The 18933-nt window shown below is 62.6% G+C and carries 21 protein-coding genes; 1 reads left to right on the top strand and 20 read right to left on the bottom strand.

All coding sequences use genetic code 11. The features are described 5' to 3' along the window. Window positions 1–206: 206 nt before the first annotated feature. The 9 genes from NMB41_RS07630 to rpsF form a co-directional block, all read right to left on the bottom strand. A complete protein-coding gene (locus tag NMB41_RS07630; protein WP_494381870.1) occupies window positions 207–1487 on the bottom strand; it encodes a putative bifunctional diguanylate cyclase/phosphodiesterase in 1281 nt (426 codons plus the stop codon). A gap of 5 nt (window positions 1488–1492) precedes the next feature. Next, window positions 1493–2353, bottom strand: coding sequence for an IS4 family transposase (locus NMB41_RS07625; RefSeq protein WP_494381869.1), 861 nt, complete (start codon window positions 2351–2353; stop codon window positions 1493–1495). Between the two features lie 99 nt (window positions 2354–2452). Next, entirely contained in the window at window positions 2453–3463 is a 1011-nt protein-coding gene (locus NMB41_RS07620) for an inorganic phosphate transporter (RefSeq protein ID WP_494381868.1), read from the bottom strand. Between the two features lie 24 nt (window positions 3464–3487). Continuing rightward, complete coding sequence (locus NMB41_RS07615) at window positions 3488–4114, bottom strand: DUF47 domain-containing protein (protein WP_494381867.1); 627 nt, start codon at window positions 4112–4114, stop codon at window positions 3488–3490. Between the two features lie 74 nt (window positions 4115–4188). After that, window positions 4189–5574: a replicative DNA helicase gene (locus NMB41_RS07610; RefSeq protein ID WP_494381866.1), complete on the bottom strand. Its 1386-nt coding sequence runs from the start codon at window positions 5572–5574 to the stop codon at window positions 4189–4191. A 130-nt stretch (window positions 5575–5704) separates the two neighbouring features. Then, the gene (rplI, locus tag NMB41_RS07605) at window positions 5705–6157 is read right to left on the bottom strand and encodes a 50S ribosomal protein L9 (protein WP_494381865.1); all 453 of its coding nucleotides are present in this window, start codon (window positions 6155–6157) and stop codon (window positions 5705–5707) included. Between the two features lie 36 nt (window positions 6158–6193). Next, window positions 6194–6484, bottom strand: coding sequence for a 30S ribosomal protein S18 (gene rpsR, locus NMB41_RS07600; RefSeq protein ID WP_091874943.1), 291 nt, complete (start codon window positions 6482–6484; stop codon window positions 6194–6196). A gap of 34 nt (window positions 6485–6518) precedes the next feature. Beyond that, window positions 6519–6812, bottom strand: coding sequence for a primosomal replication protein N (priB, locus tag NMB41_RS07595; protein ID WP_494381864.1), 294 nt, complete (start codon window positions 6810–6812; stop codon window positions 6519–6521). 30 nt (window positions 6813–6842) lie between these two features. Further along, window positions 6843–7247 (bottom strand): 30S ribosomal protein S6, encoded by a 405-nt coding sequence (gene rpsF, locus NMB41_RS07590; RefSeq protein WP_494381863.1) that lies wholly within the window; start codon window positions 7245–7247, stop codon window positions 6843–6845. Window positions 7248–7491: 244 nt separating this feature from the next. On the opposite strand from rpsF, the gene lexA reads away from it, so the two are divergent. After that, the gene (gene lexA, locus NMB41_RS07585; protein ID WP_494381862.1) at window positions 7492–8136 is read left to right on the top strand and encodes a transcriptional repressor LexA; all 645 of its coding nucleotides are present in this window, start codon (window positions 7492–7494) and stop codon (window positions 8134–8136) included. Between the two features lie 57 nt (window positions 8137–8193). Here the strand turns inward: lexA and NMB41_RS07580 are convergent, their stop codons facing one another. The 11 genes from NMB41_RS07580 to NMB41_RS07530 all read right to left on the bottom strand — a co-directional run bounded on the left by NMB41_RS07580 (window position 8194) and on the right by NMB41_RS07530 (window position 18923). Beyond that, window positions 8194–8955 (bottom strand): tetratricopeptide repeat protein, encoded by a 762-nt coding sequence (locus NMB41_RS07580; protein ID WP_494381861.1) that lies wholly within the window; start codon window positions 8953–8955, stop codon window positions 8194–8196. Between the two features lie 77 nt (window positions 8956–9032). Continuing rightward, entirely contained in the window at window positions 9033–10274 is a 1242-nt protein-coding gene (locus NMB41_RS07575; protein WP_494381860.1) for a cystathionine gamma-synthase family protein, read from the bottom strand. 15 nt (window positions 10275–10289) lie between these two features. Further along, window positions 10290–11813, bottom strand: coding sequence for an amidophosphoribosyltransferase (gene purF / locus NMB41_RS07570; protein WP_494381859.1), 1524 nt, complete (start codon window positions 11811–11813; stop codon window positions 10290–10292). Between the two features lie 69 nt (window positions 11814–11882). After that, window positions 11883–12371: a CvpA family protein gene (locus tag NMB41_RS07565; RefSeq protein ID WP_494381858.1), complete on the bottom strand. Its 489-nt coding sequence runs from the start codon at window positions 12369–12371 to the stop codon at window positions 11883–11885. Between the two features lie 16 nt (window positions 12372–12387). Then, a complete protein-coding gene (locus tag NMB41_RS07560) occupies window positions 12388–13353 on the bottom strand; it encodes an SPOR domain-containing protein (protein WP_494381857.1) in 966 nt (321 codons plus the stop codon). A gap of 11 nt (window positions 13354–13364) precedes the next feature. Continuing rightward, window positions 13365–14657: a bifunctional tetrahydrofolate synthase/dihydrofolate synthase gene (gene folC, locus NMB41_RS07555; protein WP_494381856.1), complete on the bottom strand. Its 1293-nt coding sequence runs from the start codon at window positions 14655–14657 to the stop codon at window positions 13365–13367. 87 nt (window positions 14658–14744) lie between these two features. After that, window positions 14745–15617 (bottom strand): acetyl-CoA carboxylase, carboxyltransferase subunit beta, encoded by an 873-nt coding sequence (accD, locus tag NMB41_RS07550; protein ID WP_494381855.1) that lies wholly within the window; start codon window positions 15615–15617, stop codon window positions 14745–14747. Between the two features lie 84 nt (window positions 15618–15701). Beyond that, window positions 15702–15977, bottom strand: a complete 276-nt coding sequence (locus NMB41_RS07545; protein ID WP_494381854.1) for a hypothetical protein — start codon at window positions 15975–15977, stop codon at window positions 15702–15704. 124 nt (window positions 15978–16101) lie between these two features. Further along, on the bottom strand, window positions 16102–16899 hold the full coding sequence (gene trpA / locus NMB41_RS07540; protein WP_494381853.1) for a tryptophan synthase subunit alpha: 798 nt from the start codon (window positions 16897–16899) through the stop codon (window positions 16102–16104). A gap of 70 nt (window positions 16900–16969) precedes the next feature. Beyond that, complete coding sequence (trpB, locus tag NMB41_RS07535) at window positions 16970–18247, bottom strand: tryptophan synthase subunit beta (protein WP_494381852.1); 1278 nt, start codon at window positions 18245–18247, stop codon at window positions 16970–16972. Continuing rightward, the gene (locus NMB41_RS07530; RefSeq protein WP_494381851.1) at window positions 18198–18923 is read right to left on the bottom strand and encodes a phosphoribosylanthranilate isomerase; all 726 of its coding nucleotides are present in this window, start codon (window positions 18921–18923) and stop codon (window positions 18198–18200) included. The genes trpB and NMB41_RS07530 overlap by 50 nt, the downstream gene beginning before the upstream one ends. Window positions 18924–18933 lie beyond the last annotated feature (10 nt).

The raw sequence follows: 18933 nt of genomic DNA, 5'->3' as shown, positions 1-18933 counted from the left end.
CGCTTCACCAAAAACCTGCGCGCCGCAAGGCCCGCAGGTTTTTTTTTACGTCCGCCGGAACGTCAGGCGCTCGTTCAAGCACTACCTATCGACGCGTGGGCGGGGAACCCGCCCACCCTACCGGTATGCCAGACACATTCCCGATCGAGCCGTAGGGTGGGCGGGTCCCCCGCCCACGCGTTCAACCGGCTCGCGCACGCGCGGAATCACGACTTCACCCAGATCGCCGGCTCGAACTCGCGTTCGCTGGCCGGCTGGTGTTCCCCGGGCGCCATCGGCCGCGAAAAGAAATAGCCCTGCCCTTCGTCGCAGCCCAAGGTCCTGAGAAGCACCATCTGCCGGCGGTTCTCGACGCCCTCGGCGACCACCCGCATGCCCAGTGCATGGGCCATCGCGATCATCGAGGCGATCAGGGTGTCGCCTTCCGCCTGCTCGATGCGCTGGATAAAGGCGCGGTCGATCTTGAGGACGTCAAAACGCAGCTTCTGCAGCTGCGAGAGCGACGAATAGCCGGTGCCGAAGTCGTCGATGCACAGCTTGATGCCGAGCTCGCGCAGTTGACCGAACACGGCCGATTCGCCAATTCCCTCCTGCATCATCGAGGACTCGGTGACTTCGATTTCCAGCAGCGCCGGATCGATGCCGTGGCGTGCAATGGCGCTGCGGAACTGGGCCAGGATGTCGGACTGGCTGAACTGGCGCGGCGAGACGTTCACCGACACCGGCAGCAGCACCGCGCCGTCGCGCGCCCAGCGCGCCAGCTGGCGGCAGACGCTGTCGATCACCTGTTCGCCCAGCCGCATGATGAGGCCGGTTTCTTCGAGCAGGGGAATGAAGTGGTCCGGCCCTGTCAGCCCGCTGCCCGGCCGCTCCCAGCGCACCAGCGCCTCCATGCTCGAGGCCGTGCCGGTGGCCAGGTCCACGCGCGGCTGGTAGTGGACAACGAACTGGTGCTGGTCGAGCGCGCGCCGCAGCTCCATTTCCAGCTCGAGCCGGGTGCGGATCGCCTCGAAAAAACGCGCCTGGAAGAAGCGGAAGGCGCCCTTGCCTTCCGTTTTGACGGAATACATCGCGATGTCCGCATGCTTGAGCAGGGTCTCGGCGTCCTCGCCATGCTCGGGAAACAGGCTGATGCCGATCGATGCACCCAGCACATGGGTCGCATGCTGCAAATGGAAGCCGTCGCGAAACGACGCCAGCAGGCGCCCGGCAACGTGCTCGACGTCGTCGTGGCCGCCGACCTGTTCCAGCACGACCACGAACTCGTCGCCGCCGAGGCGCACCACGTGGTCGCGCGGGCGTACCGCGATCTTCAGGCGCTTGCCGACGGTGCGCAGCAGCTCGTCGCCGGCGGCATGCCCGAGTGCGTCGTTGACCGTCTTGAAGCCGTCGAGGTCGATGAACAGCACGGCCAGGCCGCGTCCATCGACCCGCGCGCGCTCGATCGCCTGCGGCAGGTACTGCTGGACCCAGTAGCGGTTCGGCAAGCCGGTCAGCGCATCGAGGTTGCTCCTGCGCTCGAGCTCAGTGAAATGGGCCTTGGCTTCGCCGATGTCGGCTGCGATACGGGTAGACGTACCAAGTAGTCGTCCGGAGAAAATTCGTGCACGACTTCGTAGCGCAATGGTGTCTTGGCGCGCATGAGCCAATGCCTTTGCTCGCCCGCCTGCTGCCAATCGAGTAGAAACGCAGCAGAGAAGTAGGCGCGATCGAAGATCGTCAACGAATTATCCGGGACTTTCTGCACGAGTGGCTTTGCAAGAGTAAGTTCGCCGGTAAGGAAGTCGCCAAAACTGGCACCACGAACCAAGTAATTATAGGTATCCATCAAACACACAGCGCGCAGCTGCGGCCAAGCACCACTGCCGCCGCCGCCATTGGGGTGAGCAAATTGTGCAGCATTGGCCGGTGTATCGGGAATTGACCAGACTACGCCATCAACTGCGTAGGTGCGTAGGCCTTGAAAAAGCTCTCGGTTCGGCGTGTCCTGATTACTCCACGTACTTGCCAACCGCTCGAACAACCACGCTAGTGGTGCTTCCCCCAGCCGTTCCCGTCCAGCCACTGCGGCACTAGGGACGGGCGCAGTTGAAGTCGGACCCTCAGCAAGATCAAGCTGCTGCACGATGTGCCATATCGGTTCGTTGCGAAACAAGGCGAGGCCGATAACTAGCCAAACCATGCGCTCTGCAGGCAAACGACGGCGTCGAACTGAAACGGTCTTGGTTTGCTGCAGTGCTTCATCGATCCAAGTTGGATCGATCAGACTGGCAAAACGGTCGAACTCATGCGGTGCCAGGGTTGCTGCATAGTCCATGTCGAGTTGGCGAGCCATAATGAAAAACGGATTCACGTTGATCGTGAATCCGTTTTAGTCGCTGCCGTCAGCTCGTCAAGCCCTTAACTGACTGGCATTACGGCAATGCCGGGCTTTCGCATGAATCAGAAACGCTTACATGATGTGCTTGCCGACCCACCAGGCGATCGCCGCCATGAAGGCCGACGCCGGAATGGTGAAGATCCAGGCCCAGACGATGCTGCCCGCCACGCCCCAGCGCACGGCCGAGGCCTTTTGCGAGGCGCCCACGCCGACGATGGCGCCGGTGATGGTGTGGGTGGTCGAGACCGGGATGCCGAAGAAGCTGGCCATCAGCAGCGTGATCGCGCCGCCCGTTTCGGCGCAGAAGCCGCCGACCGGTTTGAGCTTGGTGATCTTCTGGCCCATGGTCTTGACGATGCGCCAGCCGCCGAACAGCGTCCCGAAGGCGATTGCCGCGTAGCAGGAGATGATCACCCAGGCCGGTGGCAGCGCGTCGTCCGGGCTGGTGACGCCGGCGGCGATCAGGAGCATCCAGATGATGCCCATGGTCTTTTGCGCGTCGTTGCCACCGTGGCCCAGCGAGTAGCCGGCCGCCGAGACCAGCTGCAGACGGCGGAACCAGACGTCAACCTTGCGCGGCGTGGACCGCACAAAAATCCAGGCCACCAGTAGCATGATGATCGATCCCAGCAGGAAGCCCATGATCGGCGCGATCACGATGAACATCACCGTCTTCAGCAGGCCGGCAGAGATCAGGGCGCCGGTACCCGACTTGGCCACAGCGGCGCCGACCAGGCCGCCGATCAGCGCATGCGAGGACGAGGATGGAATGCCGTAGTACCAGGTGATGATGTTCCAGACGATGGCGCCCACGAGCGCCCCGAAAATCACGTAATGGTCCACCACCGCCGGATCGATCGTGCCTTTGCCGATCGTTTGCGCGACCTTCATGCTGACCACGAAAATGGCGATGAAGTTGAAGAAGGCGGCCATCGCAACCGCCGACTGCGGCTTCAGCACGCCGGTCGACACCACGGTGGCGATCGCGTTCGCCGAGTCGTGGAAGCCGTTCATGAAGTCGAAGATCAGTGCGAGCAGCACGAGCCCGCCCAGCACATAAATGCTGATAGTTAAATGTTCCATAATTGTTCTTGTTGTACGCGCGCGTTACGCGTTCTCGACGATGATGCCTTCGATGATGTTGGCGACATCTTCGCAGCGGTCGGTGACGGTCTCGAGGATCTCGTAGATCGCCTTCATCTTGATCAGGTTGCGCACGTCCGGTTCGTCACGGAACAGTTTGCTCATGGCGGCGCGCATCACGTGGTCGGCGTCCGACTCCAGGCGGTCGATTTCTTCGCAGATGGCGACGATCTTCTGGGCGTTGCCCATGTCGTGCAGCAGGCCGACGGCCGCCTGCACGCGTTCGCAGCAGGCCAGGCACAGCTCGGCCAGGCGCTTGGCTTCCGGCGTGACGCCGTGCAGGTCGTACAGCGAGACGGTCTGGGCCGCGTCTTCCATCATGTCCAGGATGTCATCCATGCGGGTGATCAGCTTGTGGATGTCGTCGCGGTCGATCGGGGTAATGAAAGTCTTGTGCAGCAGGTCCACGCATGCGTAGGTGACCTTGTCCGCCTGCTTTTCGATGCTCTCGACGGCATGGGTGCGGGTTTCCAGGTCGTCGAAGTTGGTCATCAGGCCAACCATTTCATGCGCACCCTTCACGCACAGCGCGGCGTGCTGGTTGAACAAATCAAAAAACTTGCCCTCGGTGGGCATCAGGCGTCCAAACATTAAAGATTCTCCGTGATAAAACTCTTGGGACTGCGAGGGGCTGGGACCAGCGGTCCCGGCGGCGCAATATCGGCTTAATCGCCCTGGTAGACGGCGAGGTTACCGCTGTAGTTGCCAAACTTGGTGTACTGGCCGATCCAGGTCAGGCGGACCGCGCCGATTGGACCGTTACGCTGTTTGCCGATGATGATTTCGGCGGTACCTTTATCGGGCGAGTCGGGGTTGTAGACCTCGTCGCGATACAGGAAGATGATCACGTCCGCATCCTGCTCGATTGCGCCGGATTCGCGCAAGTCGGACATCACGGGACGCTTGTTCGGGCGCTGTTCCAGCGCGCGGTTCAGCTGCGACAGGGCGATGACCGGGCAATGCAGTTCTTTGGCCAGGCCCTTGAGCGAGCGAGAAATCTCGGAGATCTCGGCGGTGCGGTTATCGCCCGGCTGGCTACCCTGCATCAGCTGCAGGTAGTCGACGATAATAAGGCCGAGCTTGCCACACTGGCGGGCAAGGCGGCGCGCGCGAGCGCGCATCTCGATCGGGTTCAGCGCCGGCGTCTCGTCGATATAGACCTGGGCGTCGTTCATTTTCTGGATGGCGTGCGTCAGGCGCGGCCAATCCTCGTCGTTCAGGCGGCCGGTACGCAGGCGGTGCTGGTCGAGCTGGCCGACCGAGCCGAGCATACGCATGGCCAGCTGGGTGCCGCCCATCTCCATCGAGAAGATCGCCACCGGCAAGCCCGCTTCGATCGCGACGTTCTCGCCGATGTTCACCGAGAACGCGGTCTTGCCCATCGACGGACGGCCGGCGACGATCACCAGGTCGCCCGGCTGCAGGCCTGAAGTCATGCGGTCGAGGTCGATGAAGCCGGTCGGCACACCCGTGATTTCGCCCTGGTTTTCGCGCGAATAGAGTTCATCGATGCGCTCGACCACCTGGGTCAGCAGCGGCTGGATCGGATTCCAGCCCTGGGCGCCGCGCGCGCCGGATTCGGCGATGGCGAAGATTTTCGACTCGGCTTCGTCAAGCATCTGCTTGACTTCCTTGCCTTGGGGATTGAACGCGTTGCCGGAAATTTCGTCGGCCACGGTGATCAGTTTGCGCAGGATGCCGCGGTCGCGCACGATCTCGGCATAGCGGCGGATGTTGGCGGCGGACGGCGTGTTTTGCGCCATCGCGTTCAGGTATTGCAGGCCGCCCACGTCCTCGGCCTTGCCCAGCGAAACCATGGCTTCGTAGACAGTGATGACGTCGGCTGGTTTGCCGCTGTTAATCAGGCGCACCATCTGTTCGAAGATGATGCGGTGATCGTAGCGGTAGAAGTCGTCCGCGTGGCTGAAGTCGGCAATGCGGTCCCACGCCGCATTATCGCGCAGCAGGCCGCCGATGACGGACTGTTCTGCTTCGATGGAATGCGGGGGAATGCGCAGCGACTCGATCTGCGGATCTGCGGGGTTATTCATGGCGGGCATTATAACCTCTCCCGTCACACGGCTGAAATAATTGGGGAGATTCTGACAATAAAAAAAGCCGGGCGAACCCGGCTTTTTCTTTCACGCAACAACCTCTTGCGCGGTGTGCGTCGATGCTTTATTAAGCAGCTTCGCCAACGACAGCAACCGTGATTTCCACGACGACGTCGGTGTGCAGGGCAACAGCAACTGGGTGCTCGCCGGTGCTCTTCAGAGGACCGGTAGGCATGCGAACCTGTGCTTTTTCAACTGCGAAGCCTTGCTTGCTCAGCGCTTCGGCGATGTCGAAGTTGGTGACCGAACCGAACAGACGGCCGTCAACGCCGGCTTTCTGGCCGATGGTGATGGTCATGCCGGTCAGCTTGTCGCCCTGGGCTTGCGAAGCCGACAGCTTTTCAGCAGCAGCTTTTTCCAGCTCGGCGCGCTTGACTTCGAACTCGGCGACAGCCGAGGTGGTAGCGCGGCGGGCCATCTTTTGCGGGATCAGGAAGTTACGTGCGTAACCGTCCTTGACCTTGACCACGTCGCCCAGGTTGCCGACGTTAACAACTTTTTCCAAAAGGATAATTTGCATATTTTTCTCCAGAAGTTCTGATCTGTACGCCGCGGATTAACCGTGGTGCAGGTCGGTGTACGGCAGCAGCGCGAGGTAGCGTGCGCGCTTGATCGCGGTGTCGACCTGGCGCTGGTAGTGCGCCTTGGTGCCGGTCAGACGTGCCGGCATGATCTTGCCGTTTTCCTGGACGAAGTCCTTCAGGGTGTCGACGTCTTTGTAATCGACCTGTTCCACGTTTGCAGCGGTGAAGCGGCAGAATTTCTTACGCTTGAACAGCGGATTCTGCTGTTTGCGCTTCAGTTTTTCTTTTGCTTTGTTTTTGTCGAACTTTTTACCGAATGCCATTTGAGGCTCCTGTATCTAAAAGGTGGCCGCTCATTCAAGCGGCGGCACTAAAATCAATGATGTGAAACACCAGGGCTTTACTGTTGCGGTTCTTCCTGGCCAAAAATCCCGTGAACTGGTGCGCGGCGCCCAGCTCTGCGCTGGCGAAGCGGCCCGAAATTTCACCCGCGGCGAACGCGGCAATTTCGAACTCGACCAGCCTGCCCACCCCTGCCTCGACCTGTTGCGAACTGTGCATCAGGATTGCCGAAACGACCGGCACGCCGGCGGGGGTGTAGCGCAGTACGTCGCGTTCAGCAATCGTCGCGACGACTTGTAACTGGTTCACTGCGGGTTCACGATTCCTGGCGAAGAAAAATTAGGCAGCAGCTGGGGCCGGAGCAGCAGCAGGAGCCGATGGGGCTGGGGCTTCTGCGCGGTGGCTCTTGGCTGCGTCTTCGCGCTGGACCGACTTCATCATTGGCGATGGGGTCGTTTCAGCTTTCTTCATCTTCACGGTCAGATGACGCAGCACGGCATCATTGAACTTGAATGCGGTTTCCAGCTCGACCAGGGTCTCGTTGTCGCACTCGATGTTCATGCAGATGTAGTGTGCCTTCGGCAGCTTCTGGATCTGGTAAGCCATCTGACGACGGCCCCAGTCTTCGACGCGATGGATGTTACCGCCGCGTGCGGTGACGCTGGCTTTGTAACGCTCGATCATCGCCGGGACTTGCTCGCTTTGGTCCGGGTGGACGATAAAAACGATTTCATAATGACGCATGCAACACTCCTTGAGGACGTTTAAACAAATGCCCACCTCGGCGTCAAGACGAGTGTGGGAAGGGAAAGCCGGCAATTATAGCGCGCCTGGCCCGTCAGCGCAATCACCAGCGCCGAAGGACCCCGCGTCGCTGCGCTGCGACACCTTGCCGACAAGGAAATGTTAAAAATCGCGGATTTCCCTTGCATTCCCCGAAATACTGTACAAAAATACAGTCTACTCATACAACCGTGCCCGTATCACCATGCTCAAGCTCACCGCAAGGCAAGAACAGATCCTGAACCTCATTCGGGAAGCGATCGACAATACCGGCTTCCCGCCGACCCGCGCCGAAATCGCCAGGGAGTTGGGCTTCAAGTCGGCCAATGCCGCCGAGGAGCACCTGCAGGCGCTGGCGCGCAAAGGGGCGATCGAAATCGTTTCCGGCACCTCGCGCGGCATCCGCCTGATCGGCGCCTCGCTGCGCGATCCCGTGCCGGATGTGCCGCACGTGCCGGCCGCCCTGCTCATGTCGCTGCCGCTGGTCGGCCGCGTCGCAGCGGGCTCGCCCATCCTGGCGCAGGAACACGTCGAAGCCACCTATAACGTCGACCCGGCCATGTTCGGCGCCCGTCCCGATTTCCTGCTGAAGGTGCGCGGCTGGTCGATGCGCGACGCCGGCATCATGGATGGCGATTTCCTCGCCGTCAAAAAGATCGACAGCGCCAAGAACGGCCAGATCGTCGTGGCCCGCATCGGCGACGACGTCACCGTCAAGCGCTACCGCAAGACCGGCGAGACGATCGAACTGCTGCCGGAAAATCCGGACTTCAAGGTGATCCGGGTCGAACCGGGCGACGAGTTCGCGCTCGAAGGCCTGGCCGTTGGCCTGATGCGCAGCTGGCATTAAGAAAGCCGGACGTAAAAAAAAGTCGCTCGCGCGACTTTTTTTTCGTCTTGCGGCTGCTTATTTGCCGCCCTGACTGTAGTTGCTCTTGCGCGCCTCGATGTCGCGCGCACGCTCGGCAGACGGTGCTGTGCCGACGATGGCGTTGTGCTCCTTGACATAGGCCTCGGTCGCCGCGCGCCAGGCATCCAGGTCCGCCAGCACCAGCTTGGAGCTGACGCGCGCTTCCTCGGCCAGGTTTTCCTGCACCAGGCGCAGGCGCTCGTTGACGCGCGTCGTTTCGACCTGGTTCATCAGCTTGGCGATGTCAGGCGGAATGCGCTTGGTCAGGGGGAACGCAGCGTTCAGGTTCGCCACATAGGCGTTGTAGCAGCTCTGCCACTTGGAAATGTTGGCATTCACGCGATCGATCTCGTCGCTCTGCTTCGAAATGGCGGGAATGCGCGGCGCGGCGCAGCTGAACTTGCCGCTCTTGAGATCCTCGCCCTGGTAACGCTCGACCCATTGCGTGATCTCGGCCTGGCGTGCAAGGCGTTGCTTCATGAGGTCGAGCGAGGCGATTGCCACCGCATTGCCTTTGGCCGCGGCCTTGCGGAACCAGCTCTCCGCTTTGGCCTCGTCGACGGCACCGGCTTCGCCATACCAGTACATTTCGCCCAGGTGCTGCTGCGCTTCGACATTGCCTGCATTGCCGAGCTTGGTATACAGGCGCAGCGCTTCCGGGTAGGATTTTTTTGCGAACAGGGCGTTCGCGTCGGCCAGCTCATCGGCGTAGGCCGGGATGCACAGGCTCAATGCCAGGCACAGCAACAGTTTCTTCATGTGACAGACGCTTCCGGGTAAAGGCTCATCATACCGCGCAGCCCCACCCTGCTCAACCGGGGTTGCACGGCTTTACATCAGGCGCTCAGGGCGGCCCTGAAGTCTTCCAGCAAGTCCGCCGGGTCCTCGATACCCACCGACACCCGGATCAGCGATTCGGCGATGCCCATGCTGGCGCGGCGCTCGGCGCCCATCTCGAAGAAGATCGTGTGCGCCACCGGAATGACGAGGGTGCGCGTGTCGCCCAGGTTGCTGGCGGGGATGGCCAGCTGCAGGCGGTTCAGGTAGTCGAAGGGATCAATGTCCTCGCGCAGCTCGAAGCTCAGCAGCGAGCCGGCGGAGCGGAACAGCTCGCTCGTCAGGCCATGCTGCGGATGCGAGGCCAGGCCCGGGTAGTGGACAGCCGATACGCGTTGGTCGCCTTGCAGCATCTGCGCCAGCGCCAGCGCATTGGCGCAGGTGCGCTCCATGCGCAGCGCCAGGGTTTCGGCGCCGACCGCGATGTGGTGCGCCGCTTCCGGCCCGAGGGCCGCGCCGAAGTCGCGCAGGGCTTTCGCACGCAGCTGGGCCATGCCCTGGGCGCTGCTGGGCTGCTTGCGGAAATTGGCGGCGATGTTCGGGAAAGCGCTCCAGTCGAACAGACCCGTATCGGTGAGTGCGCCGCCGAGCGCGATGCCGTGGCCGGCGATCGATTTCGTTAAGGAATTGACGACCAGGCCGGCGCCGACGGCTTTCGGACGGAACAAATACGGCGTGGTCATCGTGTTGTCGACCACGTACAGGATGCCGCGCGCACGGCACAGCTCGCCAATGCGGGCCAGGTCGGCGACCTGGGTACGCGGATTGGCGATCGTCTCCACGAACACCATGCGGGTGTTCGATTTCAACACCGCTTCGACATTGCCCACATCGGTCGCATCGACGAAGTCGACCGCCACGCCCTGCCCCGCCACCGTCTGCCAGAGGCTGTTGGTGTTCCCGAACAGGAAGGAGGAGGAGACGATGTGGTCGCCTTCCTTCAGCAGCGCCTGGAACAGCGCGCCGATGGCCGCCATGCCGGTGCCGAAGCACAGGCTGGCCACGCCGTCTTCCATCTTCGTGATCTTGTCCTCGAGCGCGGACACCGTCGGATTACCCTGGCGGCCATAGCGGAAGCCCGGCTCCTTGCCCTGGAACACCGAAGCCAGCTGGCGCGCGTCGTTGTAGCCGAACGCGACCGAGGTATGGACGGGCTTGTGCAGCGAGCCCTGCTCGATCGCCTTGCGGCGGTCGTTGTGCAGGATGGTGGTCGTGAAACCGTAGTTTTTCTTGTCGCTCATGGTGTCACGCCCGGCTTATTCGGCGGCGACCGGCGGGTTCAGGTTCAACTGGGTCCTTACCTCGTCTTCCTGCTTCGGCTTGCCGCCATTGTGGCGCGCCGATTCGAGCTGGTCGAGATAGGCCGGCGTCACGTCGCCCGTCACGTACACGCCATCGAAACACGAGGCCTCGAAGTTGGTCAGCGCCGGGTTGACGTCCGAGATCGAACGCTTCAGGGCCTCGATGTCCTGGTAGACCAGGCGGTCGGCCGTGATCTCGGCGCAGACCTCTTCCACCGTGCGCCCGTAGGCGATCAGCTCGTCGCGGGTCGGCATGTCGATGCCGTAGACGTTCGGGAACAGCACCGGCGGCGCCGCCGACGCGAAGAACACTTTGCGTGCGCCCGCTTCGCGCGCCATCTGCACGATCTCGCGGCTGGTGGTGCCGCGCACGATCGAGTCGTCGACCAGCAGCACGTTCTTGTCCTTGAACTCGGAACCGATGGCGTTCAGCTTCTGGCGCACGGATTTCTTGCGCATGCCCTGACCCGGCATGATGAAGGTGCGGCCGATGTAGCGGTTCTTAATGAAGCCTTCGCGGTATTCGATGCCCAGTTTCAGGGCCAGCTGGATTGCCGCCGGGCGCGAGGAATCCGGGATCGGCATCACGACGTCGATCTCCTCGACCGGGATTTCCTTGCGAATTTTATCGGCCAGGTATTCGCCCATTTTCAGGCGCGTCGCGTAGACCGAGGCGCCGTCGATCACCGAATCCGGACGCGCCAGATACACGTACTCGAAAGCGCAGGGATTGAGCGACGGATTCTCGGCGCATTGGCGCTCGTGCAGGACGCTGTTCGAGTCGATGAACACGGCTTCGCCCGGCGCGATGTCGCGCACGAAACGAAAACCAATGCCTTCCAGGGCGACCGATTCGCTGGCCACCATGTATTCGACGCCGTTTTCGCCCTCGTTCATGCCCAGGCACAGCGGACGGATGCCGTAAGGATCGCGGAAAGCCAGCAAGCCGTGGCCGGCGATCTGCGCCACCACCGCGTAGGCGCCGCGCACGCGGCGGTGCACTTCGCCGACCGCCTTGAAGACGGCGTCGGCGTCGAGCGAATAGCCGTCGGCCGCTTCCTGGATCTCGTGCGCTAGCACGTTGAGCAGCACTTCCGAGTCCGAGCCGGTATTGATGTGGCGGCGGTCGTTGTGGAACAGCGCTTCCTTCAATTCGGCCTGGTTGGTCAGGTTGCCGTTGTGCGCCAGCGTGATGCCGAAGGGGGCGTTCACGTAGAAGGGCTGCGCTTCTTCCTCGCTCGACGAGCCGGCCGTCGGATAGCGGCAGTGGCCGATACCGGTATTGCCCTGGAGCGAACGCATGTTACGGGTGCGGAACACGTCACGCACGAGACCGTTGGCCTTGTACATCGAAAACATGCTGCTGTGATTGGTTGCAATCCCCGCTGCGTCCTGGCCGCGGTGCTGCAACAGCAACAATGCGTCATACAACAACTGGTTGACGGGGGTTTGCGAGACGACGCCGACGATGCCACACATGGTGCGCTCCTAAAAACTGAATGCTGTTACGGAAGATTTAAAAAATGGAAATCTTAAAACGCGATGAGGTCAAAATTTCAGGTGCTGCGCCAGCGCAGCAGGGAGAAAGGGCTTGACGGTGCGCGCGCCGGCCTCGGCCAGGGGGGCCAACAGCGCGTCTTTCCAGAAAGCTTGCTGGGGAATGGCGGTCATGGAACACAATATGACGGCGGCAAGCACGATTACAATCCCCCGCGCCAGGCCGAACAGGCCGCCGAGGCCCCGGTCCGCCAGGGACAGGCCGGACGCTTCGATCAGGGCGCCGATGGCCAGGGATAACAGGCCCATCAGAATGCGCACGCCGAGGAACAGGGCGACGAAGGACACGATCAGGCGCGCCGTGTCGCCGGGAATCATATCCGGTAACAGCGGCGCGAGGCGCGCGCCATATGCATTGGCGACCACGAAAGCGACGATCCAGCCTGTCAGCGACAGGATTTCCTTGACCAGGCCGCGCATGGTGCTGATCACCACCGAGGCCACCAGCACGAACAGGACGAGGTAATCGAAAATTGTCACAGTAAGCAAATGCGCATCAGACCGGAACCAGGAAGCCACCCAGGCCCAGGCTGCTCAACCTGGCCTTCGCCTTATCGGCTTCCTCGCGGCTGCTGAAGGGTCCCACTTGCACCTTGATCAGGGCGCCGGATTTTTTGGTGAAGGAGCTGATGCCGCCGGCGCGCAGGCGTGCCTGCAATTCGTCGACTTTTTCCTGGGTCGCCAGGGCCGCCACCTGCACCACATAGCGCTGGTTGGCCTCGGCCTTGTTCTCCGCGCGCGGGTGGGTCTCGGCCGGCTTGGCGGCAGGTTTGCCTTCCAGCAGCGCCAGGGCGCGCGCGGCATCGGACTCTTTCGGGCGCGGGGCGACCGGTTTTTCTTCCGGCTTTTTCGCAGCCGGTTTCTCGACCGGCTTGTCGGCAAGCTTGCGCTCGGGCTTCGGTTCGGGCTTGCGCTCGACGAGCTTCGGCTCCGGCTTGACGGGCTTGACCTCGCGCTCGCTGTAGACCAGGGGCGGCGGCTCGTCCACGGCCGCGGGCGCCTTGGCGGTGGCCGGTTCGGTGCTGCGCGCGTCCGGCGTCGTCAGCGGCGGCGGTGCGATGATTTCCTCGTCCTGGTCGACGCTGTCGGCGGCCGGCACCGGGCTGGCCGGCATCGGCAGCGGGGGCGCTTTATCTTTCGAGGGAATCTGGATGGCGATGTCGCCGGCCAGGGGACGCGGTTCGGAATCGAGCAGCATCGGCAAGCCAATTGCGGCGGCCAGTGCCAGCGCGACAGCCCCTACCAGGCGGCGCCGTGCGCGCTTCTTTTCCGGCAGCATCGGGTCGCCTCCGCTGCGGCTGCGGCGCGAACCGCCCTGCCCGCTTTCGTTCGCGGAATTGGCGTGGCTGGCGCGCTTGGCGCGGGCCTGCTGCCCGAAGTCGTCATCGTCGCGCGAAAAACGGCCACTGTCCTGGGCGGTGCTTTCTTGCTTGTTTTTACTGAAAATCGAGAACAAGCCCATGCGTCTGTATGTCAGTGAAGAGAGTTTTTTCGGGCGGCCATCACGCCGGCGACGGTGTAGAACGAGCCAAAGACCACAATTCTATCATTCTCCTCGGCACGGCTCACCGCATTTGCGAAAGCGGCGGCCGGATCGGCGAAGGCGGTGACTGAAAAGTCGGCGTCCTTGGCGCCGGCCGGGCGCAATGCGGCGACCTTTTCGGCAAGCAGCACGCTCCCGGCGGAACGCGGCGACGGCAGGTCGGTGACGCACCAGTGGTCGACCAAGCCGGCCATCGGCGCAATCACGCCGGCGATGTCCTTGTCGTCCATGATGCCGAACACGGCATAGGTATAGCGGTGAAAGCCCATGGCGCCGAGGTTCTGGGCCAGGGTGGCGGAGGCGTGCGGATTGTGGGCGACGTCGAGCACCGTGGTCGGACGCCCGGCCAGCACCTGGAAGCGGCCCGGCAGCTCCACCAGTGCAAGCCCGGTGCGCACTTCCTGCGCGCCGCATGGCAATTGCATGCGCAGCGCTTCAAGGGCGGCCAGCGCGGCCGAGGCGTTCAACAACTGGTTGGCGCCGCGCAGGGCCGGATAGGCCAGCGAATTGCGACGCTGGGTGCGCCCGCCATAGCTCCACTGCTGCTGGTCGCCCTGGAAGTTGAAATCGCGCCCGATCAGCCACAGGTCGGCATCAATATCGGCGGCGTGCTGGATCAGCGATTGCGGCGCCAGCGGGTCGCTGCAGATCGCGGTTTTGCCAGCGCGGAAAATACCCGCTTTTTCGAACCCGATTTCCTCGCGCGTGTCGCCCAGATAAGCCGAATGGTCGATGTCGATGCTGGTGACGATCGACACATCGGCGTCGACCACGTTCACCGCGTCCAGCCGTCCGCCCAGGCCCACTTCGAGAATGGCGACATCGACGCCGGCTTGCGAGATCAGGTGCATGATCGCCAGCGTCGTGAATTCGAAATAGGTCAGCGCAATATCGCCGCGCCGGCTTTCCACGAAATCGAAGCTTTCCACCAGCATGGCGTCGCTGGCCATCTCGCCATTGATGCGGGCGCGCTCGTTAAAGTCGAGGAAGTGCGGCTTGATGTAGAGGCCCACGCGGTAGCCAGCATGCAGCAGGACCGACTCGAGCATCGCGCAAGTCGAGCCCTTGCCGTTGGTGCCGGCCACCATGATGACGGGACAGGCAAACTGCAGCGCCATGCGTTCCTTGACGGCGCGGACGCGGTCCAGGCCCATGTCGATATGGGTTTCGGCGTGGCGCGACTCGATCAGCGCCAGCCACTCGGGCAAGGTGTTGGGAAGCATGGAATGGAAAGGTAAATGCGTTGAAACGAAAAACCGGCGACCCGCATTGCAGATCGCCGGCTGGAATGTCCGTGATGCGAAGCGCCCTTAAGCGACGACTTCGGCAGGCTGGTTCTGCAGCAGGGCCAGAAGGCGCGCGATTTCTTCACGCATCTTGCGGCGGTCGACGATCATGTCGACGGCACCCTTTTGCACCAGGAACTCGGCACGCTGGAAGCCTTCCGGCAGCTTTTCGCGCACGGTGTTTTCGATCACGCGCGGGCCGGCAAAGCCGATCAGCGCTTTCGGTTCGGCAATCACGACGTCGCCCATGAAGGCGAACGAGGCAGAGACGCCGCCCATGGTCGGATCGGTCAGCACGCTGATGAATGGCAGTTTCTTTTCCGACAGCTTGGTCAGCATGGCGGTGGTCTTGGCCATTTGCAGCAGCGACAGCAGGCCTTCCTGCATGCGCGCGCCGCCCGTGGCGGTGATGCAGATGAACGGCACTTTCTGTTCCAGGGCAACCTGGGCGCCGCGGACGAAACGCTCGCCGACGACCGAGCCCATCGAGCCACCCATGAATTCGAATTCGAAGCAGGCCACGACGACCGGCAGGCTCATGATGGAGCCGCCCTGGACGATCAGCGCATCGGTTTCGCCGGTGGCTTCCATGGCGGCCTTGAGACGGTCCGGATACTTCTTGCTGTCCTTGAACTTCAGGGTATCGACCGGCAGCGTTTCCTGGCCGATTTCATAGCGGCCGCCTTCGTCGAGCAGGCCGTCGAGGCGGCTGCGTGCGCGGATGCGCATGTGGTGGTCGCACTTCGGGCAGACATGCAGGTTCGACTCGAGGTCGGAGCGGTAGAGCACCGCTTCGCACGATGGGCACTTGACCCACAGGCCCTCGGGCATGGTCTTGCGGTTGGCGGCATCGGAGCGCTGGATTCGTGGGGGCAGCAGTTTTTCCAACCAACTCATATGTTTCTCCTGTGCGGCAATCTAAAAGTTGGGCGTAGTGTAGCCGCTAGTGTCCAGCTTGTCGACCGCTTGCCAGCTTGGCAATTATTGCTTGCCGACCTCGCTTGTCGTGAATTCGAAGCCGCCGATGCGGGCCGCAATGAAGTTATACACCCATGCGCCAATCAGGGTGAACACGAACCCGAAGATGGTGTACAGCACCGGCATGAGCAGCATGACGAACAGCGAGCCGCCCGCGCCTTCGCTCATCAGGATGGGAATGGCCATGATCAGGACAAAGGGAATCGAGAACAGCAGGTAGATCACCGCCATCAGCTTGGCGTTGTGGAAGGTGGATACGCTGGCGAGCTGCTTCTTCATGCTGTGTCTTCCATGCAAGATTGAGTTTGGTTAATGTACCGTACTCGGGAGCAAGGAGACAAGTGAAAACGCCGGCGATGGCGAGGGCCATGCCGGCGTGGGGTGTTGCGCGCGTGCGGTGTTACTAGCTGTCGAGCGCGGCGCGGATGCCGGCGCAGAAGGCGCGCACCGCTTCCGGGCCGCCCTCCTTCGGCGTGTCCTCCAGCTCCTGGATGATGCGGCTGCCGATCACGACCGCGTCCGCCACCGAGGCCACCGCTTTGGCCGTGGCGGCGTCGCGGATGCCGAAGCCCACGCCGATCGGCAGGCTGACGTGTTCGCGGATCGCGGCCACGCGGCGCGCCACGTCGTCGGTGTCGATGGTGCCGGCGCCGGTCACGCCCTTGAGCGAGACGTAATAACTGAAGCCGCTGCCATAGCGCGCCACCTGGCGGATGCGCTCCTCGGTGGAGGTCGGCGCCAGCAGGAAGATCAGGTCCAGGCCGTTGGCGCGCATGGCGTCGGCAAAGGCTTCGCATTCTTCGGGCGGATAGTCGACCACGATGGCGCCGTCCGCGCCCGCGTCTTTTGCCAGGCGGATGAAGTTGTCGGGGCCGATGCGCTCGATCGGATTGGCGTAGCCCATCAGGACGACCGGGGTGTCCGGGTCGGTCTGGCGGAACTCGCGCACGTAGTTGAAGACATCGTTCAAGCCGATGCCGAATTTGAGGGCGCGCTCGCAGGCGCGCTGGATGACCGGGCCCTCGGCCATCGGGTCGGAAAACGGAACGCCCAGTTCCAGGACGTCGGCCCCGCCCGCGACCAGCGCGTGCATCAGGGGGACGGTCATCTCGGGACCGGGGTCGCCGGCGGTGATGAAGGTGACGAGGCCGGTTTTTTTGTTCGCGCGCAGGGCGGCGAAAGTCGATTCGATTCGGGACATGGTGTTTTTATATGTTGGGTGATGAATAACGGTAGCGTGGAAGGCGATGCCGTCCACGCGTTCAAGGGCATCAGCTGAAATCGAGCCCCATCCGTTCGGCCACCGTGTGCATGTCCTTGTCCCCGCGTCCCGACAGATTCACCAGGATCAGCTTGTCCTTCGGCAGCGTCGCCGCCAGCTTGAAGGCGTAGGCGATCGCGTGCGCCGATTCCAGCGCCGGAATGATGCCTTCGATGCGGCAGGTATCGTGGAAGGCCTGCAGCGCTTCGTCGTCGGTAATCGACACATACTCGGCGCGCGCCGAATCCTTCAGCCAGGCGTGCTCGGGACCGACGCCCGGATAGTCCAGGCCCGCCGACACCGAGTGCGTCTCGATGATCTGGCCGTTCGCGTCCTGCAGCAAATAAGTTCGGTTGCCGTGCAGGACGCCCGGGATACCGGCCGTCAGCGAGGCTGAATGCTTGCCCGAATCGAGTCCCTCGCCCGCCGCCTCGACGCCGACCAGTTTCACGCCCGGCTCGTCGATATAGGGATAGAAAATACCCATCGCATTCGAGCCGCCGCCGATACAGGCGAGCACGTAGTCAGGCTGGCGCCCGGTCATTTCCGGCATCTGGACGCGGCATTCCTCGCCGATCACGGACTGGAAATCGCGCACCATCATCGGATACGGGTGGGGACCTGCCACCGTGCCGATGATGTAGAAGGTGTTTTCGATGTTGGTGACCCAGTCGCGCATCGCTTCGTTGAGCGCGTCCTTCAGGGTCTTGCTGCCCGATTCGACCGGCACCACGGTCGCGCCCAGGAGCTTCATGCGGTAGACGTTCTGCGCCTGGCGCTTGACGTCTTCGCTGCCCATGTAGACCACGCATTCGAGGCCGAAGCGCGCGCAGATGGTGGCCGTGGCCACGCCATGCTGGCCGGCGCCGGTTTCGGCGATGATGCGCGGTTTGCCCATGCGCCGCGCCAATAAAGCCTGGCCGATCACGTTGTTGATCTTGTGGGCGCCGGTGTGGTTCAGGTCTTCGCGCTTGAAGAAGACTTGCGCGCCGCCGGCGATTTCGGACCAGCGCTTGGCGTGGTAAACCGGCGAGGGACGGCCGACGAAGTGGGCCAGCTCGTAGCGGAATTCTTCGAGGAATTCGGGATCCTGCGAATAACGCGCGTAGGCTTCGTTCAGCTCGGCCAGCGCGTGGGTCAGCGTCTCGGCGACAAAGCTGCCGCCATACGGGCCGAAATGGCCCTTCGCGTCGGGGAATTGATAATCGGTAGTCTGGAACAGGGCGTTAATCGACCGTTCAAGCACCGCTTCTTGGTTCTCCAGGGCTGCTTCCTGTACTGATTTCATGGGGGTGATCGCTTTCAATGGTGGCATCGGCTGCCCGCACCGCGGCGATGAAGTCCGCGATCTTGCGGGCGTCCTTGATCCCCTTGGCGGATTCGACACCACTGCTGATGTCGACGGCCCAGGGGCGTACGCGTGCGACCGCGCTAGTCGCGTTTTGAACGCTCAAGCCACCACTCAAAACGACCCGAGGCGCGAGCTCTTTTGGGATAAGAGACCAATCGAAGACCTTTCCAGCGCCACCGTAGGCGTCCACATAGGTGTCGAGCAGAAGGCTCGAGAACCAGGGACTGGCGGCGCGGTATGCGAGTTCGCATTCTAGCAAATCATTCGGCGCCGTGTCCGGCTTCATCCGGTAAGCGTGCACGAAGGGGCGCTTCACGGCGTCGGCGATGCGCGCGCACTCGTCTATGCCCTCGTCGCCGTGGAACTGCAGCAGCGCCACCGGACCGGCATCGACCACCGCCCTCACCTCGTCCAGACTGGCGTTGACGAACAGCGCGACCGAGCTGACGTAAGGCGGCAGGCTGGCGGCCAGCGTCGCGAAGCGCTCGGGCGAGACGTAGCGCGGGCTCTTCGGATAAAAGACGAAGCCGAGGGCGTCGGCGCCGCACGAGACGGCGGCGCGCAGGTCTTCTTCGCGGGTGATGCCGCAGATTTTGATACGGGTACGGTGCATGGTCGGCTAA

Source organism: Massilia sp. FBCC-B171 (assembly GCF_059134155.1).
Note: the sequence above shows the minus strand (reverse complement) of the source record. Positions and strands in the feature narration are given on the sequence as shown.